Here is an 18,176-nt window from a genome sequence, read left to right on the forward strand (position 1 = left end):
AGGATCACACTTCATTCCATCAACACAACCCATTGAAGGAGTTTGAAATGAATGCCTCGAAGATCCTCGCCGTTGCCGCTCTCTCGCTCCTGGCCGTTGCCGGTGCGCAAGCTGAAACCTACGACGGCGTGCACGTCGTGAACTCGTCGGTGTCCCGCGCCGAAGTGGCACCGCAAGCCGTTGCCGCCGCACGTGCTGGCAACGAGTACAGCGATGCCGCCAGCGCCGGTGCACAAGCCTTCACCTCGACCGCCAACCGTGCGAGCGTGCAGGCCGAAGCCGTCGCCAAGGCGCACGACCCGCTGCAAAGCCTCGACCGCCGCGCTTTCTACCGCGACGAAGTGCCGCAAGCCTACAAGAAGCCCAGCGTGTCGTTCACGCGCCAGGCTGGCCTGTAAGCATCAGGCTGCTGCATGAGCAGGAATGAAGAAGGGCCTTGAAGGCCCTTTCTTCATGTCCGTTCATGTCGCAGGCTCACGGCTCTTGCGTCTGCACGAGCTTTTCGTTTTCCTTGAGCACGCCCGCATTGCGCAGGGCGGAGTCCAGCCACTTGGCCGCCGTGTCGCCTTTCTTGATGGCTTCGATGCGCGCGGCTTCGTCCTCGACCTTCTTCTTGGCGGCCGGCAGAAGCGTCTCTACCTTCTCCCGCTCGATGACGACCACGCCGTCGGCATCGGCGACGACCAAGTCGCCGGGTCGAACGGCCACGCCGCCAACAGACACCGGATGCCCGATGCGCCCCGAAGCCAGCTTCGTCGGACCGTTCGGATTGGTGCCGACCGAGAAGACCGGAAAGTCCATCTCGTCGATCTCCGCGCTGTCGCGCACCGCGCCGTCGATCACCACGCCGGCAATGCCGACCTGACGGCAGGCGTTCATCATGATCGTGCCCATGAGGGCTGCGCTCTGGTCGCCCTTGCCGTCGATCACCAGCACGTCGCCCGGTTTTGCGAGCGCGATGGCGGCGTGGATCATCAGGTTGTCGCCCGGCCGCACTTCCACCGTGAGCGCGCTGCCCGCCAGCGTCATGCGATGGCGCAGGGCCTGCACGCGGCCATGCAGGGCGCCCCGGCGGCCGTTGACGTCGGCAAGAATGGCCGGCTGGTACGCGGAAGCCTGTCGCACCAGGTCGGAGGAAACGCGCTCGAAGTCGCGAACGATGTCTGGAAGCTGGTTCATCGTGTGTTCTTTCTTCTTTCTCATTCGGCCTTGACGTCGGCGTCCTTCACCACGCGGCCCCACTTGCGCTTGTCGGCCGCCAGGAAGGCGCGGAACTGCTCGGGCGTGCTGCCCACCGGCTCCAGGCCGTCGGCGGCGAGCCGCTTGGCGATGTCGGGCATGGCCAGCACCTTGGCCACTTCGCGCTGGATGCGCGCGACCACCGCGGGCGGCGTGTTCTTCGCCGCGCAGATGCCGGCCCAGGTGACGGGGTCGAAGTCCGGCACGCCGGCTTCGGTCACGGTCGGAATGTCCGGAAAGGCCGCCAGCCGGCGCGGGCTGGCCACCGCCAGGGCGCGCAGCTTGCCCGCGCGGGCGTACTGCATCGAGCTCACCGGCTGGTCGAAGATCATCGAGACCTGGCCCGCGATCAGGTCCGTCATGGCCTGCCCGGTGCCCTTGTAGGCCACGTGCACGATGTCGATGCCCGCGCGGCTCTTGAGCATCTCGCCGGCAAGGTGTCCGCCGGTGCCCGTGCCTGAGGAAGCGAAGTTGATCTCGCCCGGCTTCTGCTTGGCATAGGCCACGAGTTCCTTGACGTTCTTCACCGGCAGCGTCGCGTTCACCAGCAGCATGTAGGGCGCGTTGACCACCTGCGTGACCGGCACGATGTCCTTCTCGGGGTCGAAGGGCATGCTCTTGAGGATGTGCGGCTGGATCGACAGGGTGCCCGTGGTGCACATCAGCAGCGTGTGCCCGTCAGCAGGCGCGCCGAGCATGGCCGACGCCGCGATGTTGCCGCCCGCGCCGGGGCGGTTCTCGACCAGCACCTGCTGCCCGAGCCCCTCGGCCAGCTTGGGCGCGATCAGCCGTGCCACCACGTCGTTGGAGCCGCCGGGCGAAAACCCGACGAGGATCTTCACGGGCTTCGTCGGAAAGGCATCGGCGGCCCATGTCTGCGTGGCACCGAGCAACGCAGCACCCGCGGCGATGGCGGGCAGCAGCTTGAGAAGAGGGCGGAGTTTCATTGCGGTTCCTTGTGGATGGCTTGGCCCGAGAGTTCGCCGCGCGCCCGCGCGATGCGGCGGCAGCCCTCCAGCAGTTGCTCGGTGCTGGCGGCAAAGGAGAGGCGGAAATGCGTCGGCACGCCGTAGGCGCTGCCTTGCAATGCGGCGAGGTCCTGCGAATCGAGCAGGTGCATCACCCAGTCGTCGCTGGTCTCGATCACGCCGCCCTTGTGCGTGCGAAGCCCGAACAGTGCGCTGCACGACGCGAAGACGTAGAAGGCGCCATCGGGCACATCGCAACGGATGCCGTCGATGGCATTGAGCGCCGCGACCACCGTGTCGCGCCGCGCCTGGTATTCGCGTCGGTTCGTGGCAATCGTGTCTTGCGGGCCGGTGAGCGCCGCCACGGCCGCCGCCTGGGCGACGGAGTTGGGTCCGGAGGTGCTTTGCGACTGGAGCTTGACCATTGCCTTGATCAGCGCCGCGGGCCCGGCGCCGTAGCCGATGCGCCAGCCCGTCATTGCGTAGGCCTTGGAAACGCCGTTCACCGTCAGCGTGCGCTCCTTGAGGTCGGGCGCTACCTGGGCCATGGTCGCGAACTCGATGTCGCCATAGATGAGGTGCTCGTAGATGTCGTCGGTCAGCACCCAGACATGGGGATGGCGCCGGAGCACCTCGGCCAGTGCAAGCAGCTCGGTACGTGTGTAGGTCGCGCCGCTCGGGTTGTTCGGCGAGTTGAGCATCAGCCAGCGCGTCTTGCCGGTGATGGCGCGCTCCAGGTCCGCGGGCTGCAGCTTGAAGCCTGCCGCGGCCGGGCAATCGACGAACACCGGCACGCCGCCGGCCAAGAGAGCGATGTCCGGGTACGACACCCAGTAGGGCGCCGGCACGATGACTTCGTCGCCCGCGGCGACGGTGCACATCAGCGCGTTGAAGATCACCTGCTTGGCGCCGGTGCCGACGATGATCTCGCCCGGCGTGTAGGCCAGCCCGTTCTCTTTCAGCAGCTTGGCCGCGATGGCCTCCTTGAGTTGCGGCGTGCCGCCCACGTCGGTGTAGCGGGTCTGGCCGGCCATCATGGCGCGGATGGCCGCGTCCTTGATGTGCATGGGCGTCTCGAAGTCGGGCTCTCCGGCGGTCAGGCCGAGGATGTCCCGGCCCATCGCGCGCAGCTCGCGCGCTCTCTGTCCGGCCATGGAACTGGGCGACGGTTTGATTCGGTTCAGGCGTGGTGCGATGTGAAGCATGCACGCAGTATCAAAGTCGCCGCGCCGCGGAACAAACGAGAAATCGGAGCGGCGCGGTATTCCTTTTTTTCCTGGCGGGCCGGGGGCGTACATTCCGCAGCCATGAACTTCACCTTCAAGCAGCTGGAGGCCTTTCTCTTCAGCGCCAAGCTCCAGAGCTTCAGCGCCGCGGCGGTGAAGCTGCACACCACGCAGTCGGCCATCTCCAAGCGGCTGGCGGAGCTGGAGGAATCGCTGGGCGGCCCCTTGCTGCATCGCACCTCGCACGGGCTCGAACTGGCGCAGGCCGGCCGCGAGCTGCTGTCGCTCGCGGAAGAGGCGCAGCGGCTCTGGCAGCGCATCCAGCACGACATCAGCGTCGACAAGACACTGCGCGGCACCTTCCGCGTGGGCGTGACGGAGCTGATCGCCATGACCTGGCTCACCAGCCTCATACAGCTGCTGCAGAAGCTGCATCCCGAGGTAACGCTCGAGCCGGTGGTCGACGCGGGGCTCACGCTCTTCGAGCGGCTGGAGGCCAACAAGCTCGACCTGTCCATCATGCCGGGCATCTTCTGGGGGCAGGCCTTCGAGTCGATCAAGGTGGGGCAGGTCGACCAGGCCTGGATCGCGAGTCCGCGCCTGGGCGTTCCCAACCGGGCGCTGAAGCCGCACGAGTTTGCCGACTACCCGGTGATCGAGCAGCCCGCCGGCGCCTCGAAGAATCGGTTCTATGAAGCCTGGCGCGCGGAGCACGGCTTTCGCTTCGGCAAGGTCATGCTGACCAACAGCACGACGGTGCTGCGCGAGCTGACGATCAGCGGCTTCGGCATCAGCCAGCAGGCGCTCGACTATGTGCGCCCCGACATCAAGAGCGGCCTGCTGCGCATCGTGCGGACCGACCCCATGCCGCCGCCGCTGGTCTACAGCGCGGTCTACCGGCGCGACAACGCCAGCCCCGCGCTGGCGCGCATCGTCGAACTGGCGGTGAAGACCTGCGACTTCACCTTGCGGGCCAGCCAGCACGACGTGGCGCCGCCGCGCCCGCCGCGTGGTTCAGGCGCGACCCTGCGGCAGCGCGCGATTCGCCAGGCCGCGAAGAAGCCGGCCAGGAAGAGCAGGAGATAAGTTTTTCTTTTCGGCTCTTCAAAAATATACGCATTGAGTATATATTCGCGCCCCATGAACAACATGCCACAACAGGTGCTGCTGCGCGACGCGATGCGCCAGCTCAACATGACGCGCGACGCCTTTGCCGAGCGCATCGGCAGCCGCAGGCGGGCGCTGGACGCCTGGCTGCTGCCCGACGAGTCCAATGAATTCCGGGCCATGCCCGACGTTGCGCGGCGTTTCGTGAGCGAAATCCTGGCTTCCGATGGTCTGCGCGGAGAATATACGCAAAGCGCACATGAAGGTGCCTTGCGCAAGGCGATGGCCACGGGCGGCGCGCATCACCTGCTGTCGGTCAACCAGCTCAACCGCGACGCCATCGACGAACTGTTCCAGCTCGCGGATGTCATGCAGCCCATCGCGCGCCGGCGCAAGGTGAGCCGCGTGCTCGAAGGCGCCGTGCTGGCCAACCTGTTCTTCGAGGCCAGCACCCGCACCCGCGTGAGCTTCGGCGCCGCGTTCTGCCGGCTCGGCGGCTCGGTGTGCGACACCACCGGCTTCACCTTCTCGTCGATGGCCAAGGGCGAGTCGATCTACGACACCAGCCGCGTCATCGGCGGCTATGTCGACGCGATGGTGGTGCGCCACCCCGAGCAGGGCTCGGTCGCCGAGTTCGCGCGCGCCACCAACGTGCCGGTCATCAACGGCGGCGACGGCCCGGGCGAGCACCCGAGCCAGGCGCTGCTCGACCTGTACACCATCCAGCGCGAGTTCTCGCGGCTGGGCAAGCTGGTCGACGGCGCGCACATCGCGATGGTCGGCGACCTGAAGTACGGCCGCACCGTGCATTCGCTCATCAAGCTGCTGGCGCTGTACAAGGGGCTGAAGTTCACGCTGATCTCGCCGCCTTCGCTCGCGATGCCGGCGGCCATCGTGGAGGCCGTGAGCCGCAACGGCCACGTGGTCGAAACCGCGGCCACGCCCGCACTGGGGCTGGCCGGCGCCGACATCATCTACGCCACGCGCATCCAGAAAGAGCGATTCGCGAACGACGAAGTGCTGGAAGGTTTCGACAACGCCTTCGAGATCAACCAGGCGCTGATCGAGTCGGCCTGCAAGCAGGACGTGGTGGTGATGCACCCGCTGCCGCGCGACGGCCGGCCCGGCTCGCACGACCTCAGCACCGACCTGAACAACGACCCGCGCCTGGCCATCTTCCGCCAGACCGACAACGGCATTCCGGTGCGCATGGCGATCTTCGCCACGCTGCTGGGCGTGGACAAGCTGGTGAGCCGTTCCATGCGCGACGCCGCGTGGACGCCGCCGTCCCACATCGGGCCGGACGACAGCGTGTTCCACGGGCTCGACTGAGCGCGCCCCGCGCGGCCCCGCTCAGGCGTGCGCGAGGATGTTGACGAGCTTGCCGAACGGGTCGCGCACGTAGAAGCGGCGCACGCCCCAAGGCTCGTCGACCGGGCCGTACTCGATGGCGAAGCCCGCGGCCTTCATGCGCTCGAAGGCTTCGTTCACATCGTCCACCTCGATGGAGAGATCGGGCACCGGCGTGCCCGAGCCGCCTTCCGACGCGAAGCTCAGTTGCACCGTCATTTCCGCTTGCGCGCCGTAGGTCTGTATCCAGCCGTGGTCCATGAGCAGGTCGAGGCCGAGCACGTCCTTGTAGAAGACGGCGGCGCGCGCTGGAGCGGGCGTGGCGATGTTGGCGACGATGCGATTGACTTTCATGGGGTGGGCTTTCTGATGGTGAAGGTGCAAGGCTTGCCATCGCGCTCCACATGCAGCAGATCGCCATCGACGCGAAGGCCGCGCCATAGTTCGATCCGTCCGCTGGAGTCGATGACTTCGACGCTGCCGTCGGAACGCACGCGGTAGTCGAACACGGGTGCGCAGATGGGGCCGTTCCCTTGTCCCAATGTCGCGGTCACGTGGCCGGTCGAGAGAAAGCAGTAGCTGCCGATCTCGGTGTCGGACACGAGGTCCAGGTGGTGGTCTATGGGCAGGGCGGTGGCGTGCATGGGTGCTTTGGGCGGCGGCCTGGGAGCCGCGAATATACGGCCCTCACACGCTGCTAACCGAACTCTCACGGCCCTCTAAGCCAACTCTCACCGTTGCATAAGCAGCCTCTCACAGGCCGATAAGTACGCCGTCCTAGAGTGAATAGCGTCACTACCACTACTCAAGGAGACAAGCATGAGAGTCCGTACCGTCACCCTGTGCATCGCCGCTGTGCCCGCGCTGGTGCTGGCCTCGTTCGCGCATGCGAGCGGGCGCGCCGATCCCGACTATCCGCAGATGTCGCACTCGACCCAGTCGCGCGATGCGGTGTCAGCGGATGCGGTGCGCGCCAACAACGGCATCCACGCCACCGAGGTCCTCGAATCGCAGCCCGCGCCGGCCGTGAACGGCCTGGACCGCGCACAGGTGCAGGCCGCCGCGATCCGCGCCAACACCGGCATCCATCCGACGGAGATCATGGAGTCGCAGGTGGCACCGCCGGTGGCGTCGGCGAACCTGCCGAACACTTCGAGCGCATCCGGCGAATGACGAATCCGCGCGCGACCGCCTTCAGTCGCGCGTGAGAACGAAGCGCTTGCGGATGCCCTCGGCAGCCGAAGGCGCCACCCACAGGTCGAACTCGCCGGGCTCGACCGTGGGCTTCATGTCCCGGCCGATGAACTGCAGGTCGTCTTTGGTGAGCGTGAACTCGACCTGTACCGACGCGCCGGGCGCGATGCTCAGCTTGCGAAAGTCCTTGAGCTCGCGCACCGGCCTCGTCACGCTGGCCGCGCGCTGGGCCACGTAGAGCTGCACCACTTCTTCCGCGTCGCGTTGCCCGGTGTTGGTGACGGTGGCGCGCACGCGCAGCGTGTCCGACATGGCGATACGGTCCTGGCTCAGTTCCACGCTGTCGTAGCGCACCGGCGCATAGCCGATGCCGAAGCCGAAGGGGTAGAGCGCCTCGTGCGTCGCGTCGAGGTAGCGGGCCTTGAAGGACATGCCGGGCGCGCTTTCGGGTGAAGGGCGGCCGGTGCGCTTGTGGGCGTAGTAGTAGGGCGCCTGGCCCGCGGTCTGCGGAAAGCTCACGGGCAGCCGGCCCGAAGGGTTGAAGTCGCCGAACAGCACGTCGGCGATGGCATTGCCCGTTTGCACGCCGAGGAACCAGGTGACGAGGATGGCGCGTGCATTGCGCACCGCGCCCTTCAGCGCCATCGCGCGGCCGTTGCTCAGCAGCACGACCACGGGCTTGCCGGTGGCGGCCACGGCTTCGGCCAGGTCTTGTTGCGCCTGCGGCAGGCCGATGTCGCTGCGCGAACGTGCCTCTCCCGACATCTTTTCGCTTTCGCCGATGGCCAGCACCACCACGTCGGCATCGCGCGCGGCAGCCACGGCGGCGTCGATGCCGCCGGGCAGCGACGCGCCGATGCCCGAGCCGCGCACCACGGTGACCGACGAGTTGGCGCCCAGCGCCGCGCGCAGCCCCTGGTCGATGCCCACGGGTGCCGACTGCCCCGGGAACAGGCTCCAGGCGCCCATCAGGTCGACAGTGCCTTCGGCGAAGGGGCCGATCAGCGCGATCTTCGTGCCGGCCTTGGGCAGCGGCAGCAGCATGCGCTCGTTCTTCAGCATCACGATGGAGCGGCGCGCGGACTCGCGGGCCAGCGCGATGAACTCGGGGTTCTCCGCGCGTTGCGACGCGGGCGGCCCGTCGAGGCCGTGCATCGGGTCGTCGAACAGGCCCAGCTTCTGCTTGACGTGCAGCACGCGGCGCACCGCCTCGTCGAGCCGTGCCATCGGCACTTCGCCCGAGGCCACGAGGTCGGGCAGGTAGCGCATGTACAGGCCACTCTGCATGCTGACGTCGGTGCCGGCCAGGAAGGCCTGCTTTGCGGCCTCTCGCGGGTTCGCGGCGTAGCCGTGCTCCACCAGTTCCTCGTCGGCCGTGTAGTCGGAGACCACGAAGCCCTTGAACTTCCATTCGTCGCGCAGCACGCCGGTCAGCAGGTCGCCGTTGGCGGTGGAGGGAATGCCGCCGATCTCGTTGAAGGCGCTCATGACCGACAGCGCGCCCGCGTCGATGGCCGCGCGGAACGGCGGCAGGTAGACCTCGCGCAGGGTGCGCTCCGAGATGTCGCTCACGTTGTAGTCGACCCCGCCCTCGGCGGCGCCGTAGGCCGCGAAGTGCTTGGGCGTGGCCAGCATGGCGTCGGGGCGCGACAGGTCGGCGCCCTGGAAGCCGCGCACGCGCGCGGCGGCGAAGCGTTTCGACAGCAGCACGTCTTCGCCGGCGCCCTCCAGGCCGCGGCCCCAGCGAGCGTCGCGTGCGATGTCGACCATCGGCGCGAAGGTCCAGCGAAAGCCGTCCGCCGTGGCCTCGACCGCCGCGGCGCGCGCGGTGCGTTCGGCCAGTGCAGGCTCCCAGCTCGAGGCCTCGGCCAGCGGCATCGGGAACATCGTGCGAAAGCCGTGGATCACGTCCGCGCCGAAGATCAGGGGAATGCCCAGCCGCGACTCCTTCACCGCGATCTGCTGCAGCCGCCGCTTGCCTTCGAGCCCGGCGTTGTTGAAGAGGCCGGTGAGGCGGCCGGCGCGCACGTCGGCCGTTTCCTGCTGCGCATTGCGCCAGCCGGCTTGCGGGTTGTTGGGCGTGTCGATGTCGGCCGGGCCGTAGAGGCTGAGCTGGCCCGCCTTTTCCTGCGGCGTCATGCGGGCGATGAGGGCCTCGATGCGGGCGTCGGCATCCGCCGCGTCAGGGGCGGCCGACGCGGAGGGGAGAGAAAGCGCGAGGGAGAGAAGAAAGGCGCAGGCGGGGGCGAGGGCGAGCGCCGCGGGGCGCGGAAATCGAACGTGCATGGGCGCCTATTCTGCAGATAACGGTAGCCGCCCCGGCATGGTGGGTCTTGATGCAGGTCGTTACCTGCGAAGAGGCTCAGGAACGCGGGCTATCCACGGGCCGCCAGAGCCGGTTGGCAAGGGGCTGCGACAGCATTTGCGCGGCCTGCACGGATGGCTGGAAGGAAAGTGGCAGCGTGACTGCCACCCCCAAGGTTTTCAAGGCTCGGCGGCGGGCCAATTCGGTCGTGAGCGTTCGTTTCATCATCTTTTTCCTGGTTGTATTGCTATTGCTTCAGGCGGTGCGCCCGGCACGGCCACGCGGAACTTGAGGCCTTCGAGCAGCTTGTCCCACAGCGCGATGGCCTCTTCGTCGTTGAGCGAGGAGGCCTCGGCCGCGCCCACGCGGTCGGAGGCGACCTTGCTGAACATGGTCACGTCGAGGTTGCCAGGGCGCGCGACGTTGCCGGACTCGCCGATGAACATCCACTCGAAGTCGTGCGAGCCGTCGGCCATCCGTACCAGCGATTCCTCGCCGTCCCAACCGTGGACCTTCTTCTTTCCCTCGCGCAGCGTCGTCAGCTTTGGGTAGTTGCTGCCGGCCTCGCGCTTGCGGTCGTTGATGAGCTTGAGCAAGCCGTAGCCATTGCTGCCTTTGGTGCTCTGGCTCTGGTTACTTTGGACGCTGAAAACTACGTCGGGCAGGGCGGCCATATGCAGGCCTGCTTGAGAGAACGCCGCACCTTGAGAGCCATCGACCCGGGTAAAGCCGTATTCATGGCACAGGCCCTGATCTCTGGGGACTTCGTCGGGCGAGCGAAGGCGCAGGTTACTTGCGGTCTCCACGATGTCCTTGAAGATCCGTTCCACGGTCATGTTCTGGCTCTTGGCGGTGGCGGTCCCCTCCATGAAGATGTGCGGGCCAACGATGTAATAGATGCGGAAGCCCTCCAGTTCCAGTTCTTTCGCGAACTTGTCCCCGTAGGAGCGGATCAGCCAGGTATTTGCAACTGGGCCCTTGCCGAAATAGGTGATTTCGGCGGTCTTGTGGCCCTTCAGAATCTTTGCCCGCTCGGCAGCCATCACCTTCTCGATGTCGTCGGCCTGATCCGGCAGCGTCGGAAAGTCACGACCGAATTCCAGGCGTGAGGCGATTGGAGCGGTCAGTACATAGCGTCCGAAGCACAGCAGCTTGGTGTGCTCGAAAAGTTTCTCGATGCGTCGGCTCATGCTTGAAGTGCCGTCTTCATCGATTCGCCGAGCAGAGCGTTCGCTGGCCCTGCGTCCTGAAGCTCATCTCTTGGCTCCTTCACTTGAGCGCCACGGCCTCGGCGGGTGCACCCGGAACGGCCACTCGGAACTTGAAGCCTTCGAGCAGCTTGTCCCACAGTGCAATGGCTTCCTCGTCGTTGAGCGAGGAGGCAGCAGCCGCGCCCACGTGGTCGGAGGCGACCTTGCTGAACATGGTCACATCGAGGTTGCCGGGGCGAGCGACATTGCCGGACTCGCCGATGAACATCCACTCGAAGTCGTGCGAGCCGTCGGCCATCCGCACCAGCGATTCCTCGCCGTCCCAACCGTGGACCTTCTTCTTTCCCTCGCGCAGCGTCGTCAGCTTCGGGTAGTTGCTGCCTGCCTCGCGCTTGCGGTCGTTGATGAGCTTGAGCAGGCTATAGCCGTTGCTGCCTGTGGTGCTCTGGTTCTGGTTGCTCTGGACGCTGAACACCACGTCGGGCAGGGCGGCGATGTGCAAGCCCGCTTGCGAGAAGGCACTACCTTTGGCACCGTCGATGCGGGTGAAGCCGTATTGATGGCACAGGCCTGGTTCTGCGGGCACTTCATCGGCGGAGCGGACGCGCAGGTTTCTCGCAAGCTCGACCGTGTCTCCAAGAATCGATTCCGCGGTCGCACCGTTGTCCGTGCCCCGGGCGGTCACGAAAATATGAGGTCCGACGAAGTAGTAGATACGGAAGCCCTCCAACTCCAACTCTCTTGCGAACTTGTCTTCGTAAGACCGAATCAGCCAGACATTCGCAGTTGGACCTCTGCCGAAGTAGGTAATTTCGGCGGTCTTGTGGCCCGTCAGAATCTTCGCGCGTTCTGCCTCCATCACTTTCTCGATGTCATTGGCCCGGTTCGGCAGCGTTGGGAAGTCGCGCCCGAATGCCAGCCTCGATTCCACGGGTGCAGTCAGCACATAGCGCCCGAAGCACAGCAGCTTGGTGTGCTCGAAAAGTTTCTCGATGCGTCGGCTCATGTTTGAAGTGCCGCCGTCATCGATTCGCCGAGCGGCCGCTGCGTCCCGAAACTCATCTCTCTGTTCCTTCACCTGAGCGCCACGGCCTCGGCGGGCGCACCGGGAACGGCCACGCGAAACTTGAAGCCTTCGAGCAGCTTGTCCCACAGCGCGATGGCCTCTTCGTCGTTGAGCGAGGAGGCCTCGGCCGCGCCCACGCGGTCGGAGGCGACCTTGCTGAACATGGTCACGTCGAGGTTGCCAGGGCGCGCGACGTTGCCGGATTCGCCGACGAACATCCACTCGAAGTCGTGCGAGCCATCGGCCATGCGCACCAGCGATTCCTCGCCGTCCCAACCGTGGACTTTCTTCTTTCCCTCGCGCAGCGTCGTCAGCTTTGGGTAGTTGCTGCCTGCCTCGCGCTTGCGGTCGTTGATGAGCTTGAGCAAGCCGTAGCCATTGCTGCCTTTGGTGCTCTGGCTCTGGTTACTTTGGACGCTGAAAACTACGTCGGGCAGGGCGGCCATATGCAGGCCTGCTTGAGAGAACGCCGCACCTTGAGAGCCATCGACCCGGGTGAATCCATATTTATGGCACAGGCCCTGATCGGGTGGAACGTCATCGGGCATGCGCAGGCGCAGGTTTCTGGCGGTCTCCGCCGCATCTCGAAGAATCGACTCAGCGGTGAAGCCGCCATCTGTCGCGCTTCCGCCAAGGAAGATGTGGGGCCCGACCACGTAAAAGGTCTGGAAACTCTCCAAGTCGTATTTCTTCGCAGATACGCTCTTGAAGGAGCGAATCAGCCAAAGGCTCGGCGCCGGCCCCTTGCCGTAATAAGTGATCTCGGCGGTCTTGTCTGCCTCGAGTATTTCAGCTCGGGCGGCGGCCATTACTTTCTCGATGTCGTTGGCTCGGTTCGGCAACGTCGGGAAGTCTCGCCCGAATGCCAGCCTCGATTCCACGGGTGCAGTCAGCACATAGCGGCCGAAGCACAGCAGCTTGGTGTGCTCGAACAGTTTCTCGATGCGTCGGCTCATGCTTGAAGTGCCGCCGTCATCGATTCTCCGAGCAGCCGCTGCGTCCTGAAACTCATCTCTCTGCTCCTTCACTTGATCGCCACGGCCTCGGCGGGCGCACCGGGAACGGCCACGCGAAACTTGAAGCCTTCGAGCAGCTTGTCCCATAGCGCGATGGCCTCTTCGTCGTTGAGCGAGGAGGCTTCGGCCGCGCCCACGCGGTCGGAGGCGACCTTGCTGAACATGGTCACGTCTAGGTTGCCGGGGCGCGCAACGCTGCCGCCGTTCTCGCCGATAAACATCCACTCGAAGTCATGCGAGCCGTCGGCCATGCGCACCAGCGATTCCTCGCCGTCCCAGCCGTGGACTTTCTTTTTTCCCTCGCGCAGCGTTGTCAGCTGCGGGTAGTTGCTGCCTGCCTCGCGCTTGCGGTCGTTGATGAGCTTGAGAAGGCCGTAGCCGTTGCTTCCCGTGGTGCTCTGGGTCTGGTTGCTCTGGACACTGAACACTACGTCGGGCAGGGCGGCGATGTGCAGGCCGGCCTGGGTGAAGACGTTGCCCTTGGAGCCGTCGAGCCGCTTGAAGCCGTACTGGTGGCACAGGCCTTGATCGATGGGCACTTCGTCGGGTTCTCGTGTGCGCAGATTCCTGGCGGTCTCGATTGCGTTCGCGAGGATCGAATCGGCCGTCACGTTGTAGCTCTTGGCCGTGGCGTTCCCGCCTACGAAGATGTGCGGGCCTACGACGTAGTAAAGCTCGAAGCTTTCCAGCTCAAGCTCTTTTGCGAATTTGTCCCCGAAGGAACGTATCAACCACGTTTCCGGAGCTGGTCCTTTGCCGAAGTAGGTAACTTCGGCAGTCTTGTGACCCGCCAAAATCTTTGCGCGCTTGTTCTCCATTACCTTCTCGATGTCGTTGGCTTGGTTGGGCAATGTCGGGAAGTCGCGCCCGAACGCCAACCTCGATTCCATGGGGGCAGTCAGCACATAGCGGCCGAAGCACAGCAGCTTTGTGTGCTCGAACAGTTTCTCAATGCGTCGGTTCATCCTGGGATCTTTCTTTGTCGGGTTTCAGTACTTCTCCGCCCACCACGCCGAATCGAAGTCTGCTGCGATGCGAACGATGCCGTAGAGCGTGGCCGCACTGGCGTTGGCGTCGCCATAGCTGCCCTGGTGGTCGTAGCCTGTTTGCACGCACTTGACCTTGGCGCGCACCTTGGCGGCGCTGCGCTCCACAGGCACCGTGCCGTCGCTGGGTGTCATAGGTGGCTGTAGCTTCAGCTTGAGTACCTCCCCGCCGTCACCCTTCACTCGCAAGGTGCCCTCGCCGTTGTCGCCTTTGTGCCCGGGCATGAGCGTCCACGTCAGCGGGTCGCCCGCGATGACCGGATCGCCGTCAACGACGCGCCACACGAGGTCGTTCCAGGCCGGCTGCCGCGGGTCGCTACCGTAGTGCGCGTAGGTACGTTGATGGAAGGTGTTCTCGATGGCATTGGCGAAATCCATCGCCAGCTTGATGCGCCTAGTGGTCGCGTCCGGACCGATCTGGTCATTCGGCTTGCCACCTTCTTCCTTCGGCTTCTCGGCCTGCTTCGCCGGATCGATCCAATCCGGATTGATCAACCGCCACCACTTGTCCCGATCCAGCGTATAGATCTCGCTCACCGCATCGCCCTGCGGCAGCTTCGCCAGGAACTTGCCGTTGTCGTCCTGCACCTGCAGCCACTGCGTGCCGTACGCCGCCGCGGGCAGCAACTCGAGACCGCCCTGCGCATTGGCCAGCACGGCGGTCACTTCCTCGCCGTTGTCGCCCAGCACGCTCTGCGTGATGCTGCCCACCACCTGCGCCTGCAGGTGCCACCAGGGCTTGTTGCTGCCCTCGAAGCCCGCGCGCATGCGCTTGTACGCCGCCGCCGCGCCGGTGGTGGGCATCACCCCGTGCACCACGCCCAGGATCCGGTGCCGGATGCCGCCGTATTCCGCATGCATCAACGCCCGCGCGAGGATGCCGCCCATGCTGTGGGTCACGAGGATCACGCCCGGGCAGTCGAAGCCGTTGTGGTTGTAGGTGTCGATGAGCCGCTCGATCTTCTCCGCCAGCGACTTGGCCTCCTGGCCGTTGCTCTTGAGCCAGTTGTAGCCGAAGGCATGCACCGGATACCAGCATTCGCCGATCTTGCGCAGGTCGTCCTCGCTCAGCGGCTGCGCGTCGTGGTGGACGCCGAAGCTCGACGGCGCCCGGCCCACCAGCGCTTCCGGGTTGTCCTTGTCGAGCCAGGCCGGCGAGACGACGTACTTGTTTTTTTCGCGGCGCAGGATGTCGTTGAGCTGGCGCTCCATCAGCTGGAGGATGCCGCCGTAGGCCTCGAACATCACTTCGCTCCAGCCGCGCGCGCGGGCCTTCTGCGCGGCGGTGAAGCTCTGCCGATTCTGCGCAAGCGGGTGGTTCGGGTCGGCCTTCGGGTCGGTCACCAGCAGCTTGCTGACATCGCCCAGGTCATGCGGCACGTTGTCGTGGCGCTGGTCGGAGCTGATGGTTGTGTTGCCGGTGGCGTCGAAGCGGCTGGTTTTCTTTCCTTCGAGTTTTTCGCCCGTGGCCTCGTAGATGTCCACTTCCACGGCGTCGGGGTCCAGGCGCATCTGCCGGGCCGCGGCGCTCGCGGTGCGCCGGGTAAAGGCGTCTCCTTTCTTGTCGGGCCCCCACGCGAGGTTGTCGGTGCGCTTGAGCAGTTCCTGCCGCTCCCGGGTCAGGCGCAGGTTGCTGCCCATGATGCCGGGCAGGAACACGATGGGAATGAGCTTGCCCGGGGGCACGCGCACGCGGATCTTTCGCTTGTCGCTGACCGGTGTTGTGACGGCAGTGACTTCGGCAAAGTTGTCCATGCCCAGGCTGAAGTCCAGCCAGATGTCCTCTTCTTCTCCCTGCACCGCCATCACTCGGCCCTCCCTCGCCACTTGATCTTGTAGACCTCCGGTCCATCCGAGCGCTGTTGCTGAGTGGTGCCGGCGGTATTCGTGATCTCGTCGCCTTCCTGGCCGCCGGGCTCGCCGTTGCGCAGAAGCTCGAACACCTGCCTCGCCGCAAGCGTGTTCTCCTCGTCGATGTGATGGAACAGCACCTCCTGGTCGAAGCGGGTCTGCACGTCATGGTTCATCTTCTCGGGCGTGCGGCTGTCGGGGCCCATGTTGCTGTGCCTTGCCGCATGCTCGCGCCACAGGCCGCGGGTGCCGTGCACGATGCCCGACGCATTCCAGCAGGTGTAGCTGGAGCCGCCGTTGATGACGACTTCCTCCACTGCGGTGATGGTGATGCGGTTGGCTTCCTGCCGGATGTTCAGCTTGGCGAGGATGTTGATGCCGTTCTTCAGCGCGACGACGTCGATGTCCGCTTGCGCGGCCACCAGCTTCATGCCGGCCTTGTAGGCGAACAGGCGCACCGCGTTCCTGGCCGAGACCAGGAAGCTTTTGGCCGCGGCGATGCTGGTGTGGCCGCCGCTGGTGAGCGCGTTGTGCCCGGCGCTCATGAAATGGCTGGAGCCCTGCGCGGTGGTCTGGATGCCCGAAGGGCTGGCCAGGGTCAAATGCGGCTGGCTGAACTCGGGAAACTCGCGGCCCGGCGCACCGCCGTTGCCGCCGTCATTGGCGCCTCTGATCGCGTCGTTCTGTTGCTTGAGCGCCTTGGCGACTTCGTCCTGGTCGCCGCTTTGGTGGGCTCCGGCATCGAGCGCCATCCGGCACATGCCCTCGTGCAGTTCGCGTGCCTGCGTGAGCCGCGCGACGGTCTCGCCCATGTCGGTGACGTGTGCCCGCGCGTTCGGCCTGGGCTCGGTGCTGACCAGCAATCCCTGCGCGGCACGCAGCACGCCATGGCCGTCGGTGCGCAGCTCGAAGCCCTGGCCGCGGTCGTCCTTGCGGCCCGCGGTGTCTTCGATGCGGCCGATGTGCCCAAGGCTCAGGCTGCTGCATTGGTGGTCGCTCTTGAGCTGGGCCTGCACCTTGCCCGCGCTGTCGTCCAGCACCAGGTGGTTGCCGCGCAGGCTGCCGCCCAGCTCGCGGCTGCGCATGCTTGTCAGGTGGGTTTCGCGGGGCAGCTGCCATGCGGGCATGGCGTCGGCGTTGTGGAAGCGGCCGACGACGATGGGGTGGTCGGGGTCGCCGTCCAGAAAGTCGACGACCACCTCCTGTCCTATGCGAGGCAGCGCCGCCGTGCCGAAGTGGCCGCCGGCCCAGCCGTGCGATACGCGCAGCCAGCACGAGGCGTTTTCGTCTGCGCGCCCCAGCCGGTCCCAGCGGAACCGCACCTTGATGCGGCCGTGCTGGTCGGTCCAGATTTCGTGGCCTGCCGGCCCGACCACCACGGCGGTCTGCGGCCCGCCGGTGCGCGGCTTGGGCGTGGTGCGCGGCGCGCGCCAGGCCATGCTGGTGGGCTGCGCATCGAAGGCAAAGCGCTGGATGGAGCCGCCGGACGTGTCGCCCGTGCCTTCGGTTGCCCGCAGGTTCTCCTGCAGGTGATAGGCGACGCCCAGCAGCAGGTATTGCCGGTTCTGCGCCTCGCACGGATGGCCCGCCAGCCGCAGCGTGTGGCCCGGCGCCAGCGAGCGCAGGTTGGAGCGGCCATGGGCTTGGTTGCGCGCGCTGAGCAGTTCTTCGTTGCGGGTCTGCGCGTATGCGTCGCCGTCGCTGTTCAGCAGGTAGTGGCCGGGCCATTCGAAGACTTCGTGGTCGTCGTGATCGTGGCCGGGCGGCATCTGGCGCCGGCTCTTCAGGTCGGCCTTGGGTTTTTCGAAATCGTAGTCGTCGCTGCCGTAGCGGCCGGAGCGCAGTTCCTCGCCCGTCTCCCAGGCGTAGATGCGCTCGGCGGGCTCCTCGCCCCCGGTCATGCCGGATTGCTCGTGCGGGTGATAGCGCACCGTTTCGCCGCCGGGCAGGGGGCTGTGCGAATTGGCGATGTCGTCCGCGAACACCAGCACGTGCTGCGTGGCTTCGTGCCGCACGTAGTAGTAGATGCCCTCGTGCTCGCACAGGCGCGAGACGAAATCGAAGTCGCTCTCGCCGTACTGCACGCAGTAGGTCCAATTGCGGTAGTTGCGCGAGAGCTTCTGCTCGAAGGGATGGCCGTAACGCTCCAGCACTTCGGCCACGATCTCGGGAACGCCGCGGTCCTGGAAGATCCGGTAGTCGTGCCGCTTCGTGGCCAGCCAGAACCACGGGCGCAGCCGCATGGCGTAGAAGGCGTGCCGCGCGTCCTCGCGCGCAAGGCCGAAGCGCGTGACGATGCCGGCTAGATGCCGCGTGCCGCCGTGGCCGGTCTGCATCGACACGGTGGCGGCCTTGCCGAGCAGGGCCTTGGCGTCGATAGTGTTGCTGTTGCCGAGCAACTCGACGTCGAAGGCATTCGCCTGGCTCAGCGCCTCGCGCCCGACCAGCCGATGGAACTGCAGCGCCTCGCCCATGGGCGTGGCAATGCTGACGCGGCGGCCAGCGTGGACAGACCTGGACAACAAGAATTCCCCCTGAATATTCGACTGCTCGAATCGAAATAGTTATTCAGGATTATTTGCGCGAGAACAGGCCGT

At 65.8% G+C, this 18,176-nt stretch carries 17 protein-coding genes; 4 read left to right on the forward strand and 13 right to left on the reverse strand.

Going from position 1 to position 18,176, the window contains the following annotated elements; translation table 11 throughout:
* Nucleotides 1–47: 47 nt before the first annotated feature.
* The gene (locus tag L3V85_RS15845) at nucleotides 48–398 is read left to right on the forward strand and encodes an alpha/beta hydrolase (RefSeq protein ID WP_237680013.1); all 351 of its coding nucleotides are present in this window, start codon (nucleotides 48–50) and stop codon (nucleotides 396–398) included.
* 76 nt (nucleotides 399–474) lie between these two features.
* On the opposite strand, the gene L3V85_RS15850 is transcribed toward L3V85_RS15845, so the two are convergent.
* From L3V85_RS15850 to L3V85_RS15860, 3 genes are read right to left on the reverse strand one after another with little or no spacing between them, the layout of a single operon-like run.
* Nucleotides 475–1,179 (reverse strand): RraA family protein, encoded by a 705-nt coding sequence (locus tag L3V85_RS15850; RefSeq protein WP_237680014.1) that lies wholly within the window; start codon nucleotides 1,177–1,179, stop codon nucleotides 475–477.
* A 20-nt stretch (nucleotides 1,180–1,199) separates the two neighbouring features.
* Complete coding sequence (locus L3V85_RS15855) at nucleotides 1,200–2,186, reverse strand: Bug family tripartite tricarboxylate transporter substrate binding protein (RefSeq protein ID WP_237680015.1); 987 nt, start codon at nucleotides 2,184–2,186, stop codon at nucleotides 1,200–1,202.
* Nucleotides 2,183–3,412 (reverse strand): pyridoxal phosphate-dependent aminotransferase, encoded by a 1,230-nt coding sequence (locus L3V85_RS15860; RefSeq protein WP_237680016.1) that lies wholly within the window; start codon nucleotides 3,410–3,412, stop codon nucleotides 2,183–2,185. The genes L3V85_RS15855 and L3V85_RS15860 overlap by 4 nt, the downstream gene beginning before the upstream one ends.
* Before the next feature lie 102 nt (nucleotides 3,413–3,514).
* Between L3V85_RS15860 and L3V85_RS15865 the strand changes: the two genes are divergently transcribed.
* Together L3V85_RS15865 and L3V85_RS15870 are read left to right on the forward strand one after the other, a co-directional pair.
* The gene (locus tag L3V85_RS15865) at nucleotides 3,515–4,519 is read left to right on the forward strand and encodes a LysR family transcriptional regulator (protein ID WP_237680017.1); all 1,005 of its coding nucleotides are present in this window, start codon (nucleotides 3,515–3,517) and stop codon (nucleotides 4,517–4,519) included.
* 54 nt (nucleotides 4,520–4,573) lie between these two features.
* A complete protein-coding gene (locus L3V85_RS15870) occupies nucleotides 4,574–5,872 on the forward strand; it encodes an aspartate carbamoyltransferase (protein WP_237680018.1) in 1,299 nt (432 codons plus the stop codon).
* 21 nt (nucleotides 5,873–5,893) lie between these two features.
* Here the strand turns inward: L3V85_RS15870 and L3V85_RS15875 are convergent, their stop codons facing one another.
* Entirely contained in the window at nucleotides 5,894–6,244 is a 351-nt protein-coding gene (locus L3V85_RS15875) for a VOC family protein (protein ID WP_237680019.1), read from the reverse strand.
* The gene (locus L3V85_RS15880) at nucleotides 6,241–6,534 is read right to left on the reverse strand and encodes a hypothetical protein (protein WP_237680020.1); all 294 of its coding nucleotides are present in this window, start codon (nucleotides 6,532–6,534) and stop codon (nucleotides 6,241–6,243) included. Before L3V85_RS15880 ends, L3V85_RS15875 begins: the two co-directional genes overlap by 4 nt.
* A gap of 175 nt (nucleotides 6,535–6,709) precedes the next feature.
* On the opposite strand from L3V85_RS15880, the gene L3V85_RS15885 reads away from it, so the two are divergent.
* Entirely contained in the window at nucleotides 6,710–7,063 is a 354-nt protein-coding gene (locus L3V85_RS15885) for a hypothetical protein (protein WP_237680021.1), read from the forward strand.
* A 21-nt stretch (nucleotides 7,064–7,084) separates the two neighbouring features.
* Here L3V85_RS15885 and L3V85_RS15890 read toward each other — a convergent pair whose 3' ends face one another.
* From L3V85_RS15890 to L3V85_RS15925, 8 genes are all read right to left on the reverse strand, one after another.
* Nucleotides 7,085–9,370, reverse strand: coding sequence for a glycoside hydrolase family 3 N-terminal domain-containing protein (locus tag L3V85_RS15890; protein ID WP_237680022.1), 2,286 nt, complete (start codon nucleotides 9,368–9,370; stop codon nucleotides 7,085–7,087).
* Nucleotides 9,371–9,446: 76 nt separating this feature from the next.
* Entirely contained in the window at nucleotides 9,447–9,614 is a 168-nt protein-coding gene (locus L3V85_RS15895; RefSeq protein WP_237680023.1) for a hypothetical protein, read from the reverse strand.
* Entirely contained in the window at nucleotides 9,614–10,579 is a 966-nt protein-coding gene (locus L3V85_RS15900) for a T6SS immunity protein Tli4 family protein (RefSeq protein WP_237680024.1), read from the reverse strand. Before L3V85_RS15900 ends, L3V85_RS15895 begins: the two co-directional genes overlap by 1 nt.
* Before the next feature lie 79 nt (nucleotides 10,580–10,658).
* Nucleotides 10,659–11,606, reverse strand: a complete 948-nt coding sequence (locus tag L3V85_RS15905; RefSeq protein ID WP_237680025.1) for a T6SS immunity protein Tli4 family protein — start codon at nucleotides 11,604–11,606, stop codon at nucleotides 10,659–10,661.
* Between the two features lie 68 nt (nucleotides 11,607–11,674).
* Nucleotides 11,675–12,622 (reverse strand): T6SS immunity protein Tli4 family protein, encoded by a 948-nt coding sequence (locus L3V85_RS15910; protein WP_237680026.1) that lies wholly within the window; start codon nucleotides 12,620–12,622, stop codon nucleotides 11,675–11,677.
* Between the two features lie 68 nt (nucleotides 12,623–12,690).
* Entirely contained in the window at nucleotides 12,691–13,647 is a 957-nt protein-coding gene (locus L3V85_RS15915; RefSeq protein WP_237680027.1) for a T6SS immunity protein Tli4 family protein, read from the reverse strand.
* Nucleotides 13,648–13,671: 24 nt separating this feature from the next.
* Nucleotides 13,672–15,534 (reverse strand): esterase/lipase family protein, encoded by a 1,863-nt coding sequence (locus L3V85_RS15920; protein ID WP_237680028.1) that lies wholly within the window; start codon nucleotides 15,532–15,534, stop codon nucleotides 13,672–13,674.
* The gene (locus L3V85_RS15925; protein ID WP_237680572.1) at nucleotides 15,534–18,053 is read right to left on the reverse strand and encodes a type VI secretion system Vgr family protein; all 2,520 of its coding nucleotides are present in this window, start codon (nucleotides 18,051–18,053) and stop codon (nucleotides 15,534–15,536) included. Before L3V85_RS15925 ends, L3V85_RS15920 begins: the two co-directional genes overlap by 1 nt.
* Between the last annotated feature and the right edge of the window lie 123 nt (nucleotides 18,054–18,176).

Source organism: Variovorax paradoxus, from assembly GCF_022009635.1.
GTDB lineage: Bacteria > Pseudomonadota > Gammaproteobacteria > Burkholderiales > Burkholderiaceae_C > Variovorax.

What these genes read in the sequence shown, in the direction of transcription:
- L3V85_RS15845 (WP_237680013.1), top strand. Translation starts at nt 48, where the DNA reads ATGAATGCCTCGAAGATCCTCGCCGTTGCCGCTCTCTCGCTCCTGGCC.
- L3V85_RS15850 (WP_237680014.1), bottom strand. Translation starts at nt 1,179, where the DNA reads ATGAACCAGCTTCCAGACATCGTTCGCGACTTCGAGCGCGTTTCCTCC.
- L3V85_RS15855 (WP_237680015.1), bottom strand. Translation starts at nt 2,186, where the DNA reads ATGAAACTCCGCCCTCTTCTCAAGCTGCTGCCCGCCATCGCCGCGGGT.
- L3V85_RS15860 (WP_237680016.1), bottom strand. Translation starts at nt 3,412, where the DNA reads ATGCTTCACATCGCACCACGCCTGAACCGAATCAAACCGTCGCCCAGT.
- L3V85_RS15865 (WP_237680017.1), top strand. Translation starts at nt 3,515, where the DNA reads ATGAACTTCACCTTCAAGCAGCTGGAGGCCTTTCTCTTCAGCGCCAAG.
- L3V85_RS15870 (WP_237680018.1), top strand. Translation starts at nt 4,574, where the DNA reads ATGAACAACATGCCACAACAGGTGCTGCTGCGCGACGCGATGCGCCAG.
- L3V85_RS15875 (WP_237680019.1), bottom strand. Translation starts at nt 6,244, where the DNA reads ATGAAAGTCAATCGCATCGTCGCCAACATCGCCACGCCCGCTCCAGCG.
- L3V85_RS15880 (WP_237680020.1), bottom strand. Translation starts at nt 6,534, where the DNA reads ATGCACGCCACCGCCCTGCCCATAGACCACCACCTGGACCTCGTGTCC.
- L3V85_RS15885 (WP_237680021.1), top strand. Translation starts at nt 6,710, where the DNA reads ATGAGAGTCCGTACCGTCACCCTGTGCATCGCCGCTGTGCCCGCGCTG.
- L3V85_RS15890 (WP_237680022.1), bottom strand. Translation starts at nt 9,370, where the DNA reads ATGCACGTTCGATTTCCGCGCCCCGCGGCGCTCGCCCTCGCCCCCGCC.
- L3V85_RS15895 (WP_237680023.1), bottom strand. Translation starts at nt 9,614, where the DNA reads ATGAAACGAACGCTCACGACCGAATTGGCCCGCCGCCGAGCCTTGAAA.
- L3V85_RS15900 (WP_237680024.1), bottom strand. Translation starts at nt 10,579, where the DNA reads ATGAGCCGACGCATCGAGAAACTTTTCGAGCACACCAAGCTGCTGTGC.
- L3V85_RS15905 (WP_237680025.1), bottom strand. Translation starts at nt 11,606, where the DNA reads ATGAGCCGACGCATCGAGAAACTTTTCGAGCACACCAAGCTGCTGTGC.
- L3V85_RS15910 (WP_237680026.1), bottom strand. Translation starts at nt 12,622, where the DNA reads ATGAGCCGACGCATCGAGAAACTGTTCGAGCACACCAAGCTGCTGTGC.
- L3V85_RS15915 (WP_237680027.1), bottom strand. Translation starts at nt 13,647, where the DNA reads ATGAACCGACGCATTGAGAAACTGTTCGAGCACACAAAGCTGCTGTGC.
- L3V85_RS15920 (WP_237680028.1), bottom strand. Translation starts at nt 15,534, where the DNA reads ATGGCGGTGCAGGGAGAAGAAGAGGACATCTGGCTGGACTTCAGCCTG.
- L3V85_RS15925 (WP_237680572.1), bottom strand. Translation starts at nt 18,053, where the DNA reads ATGGGCGAGGCGCTGCAGTTCCATCGGCTGGTCGGGCGCGAGGCGCTG.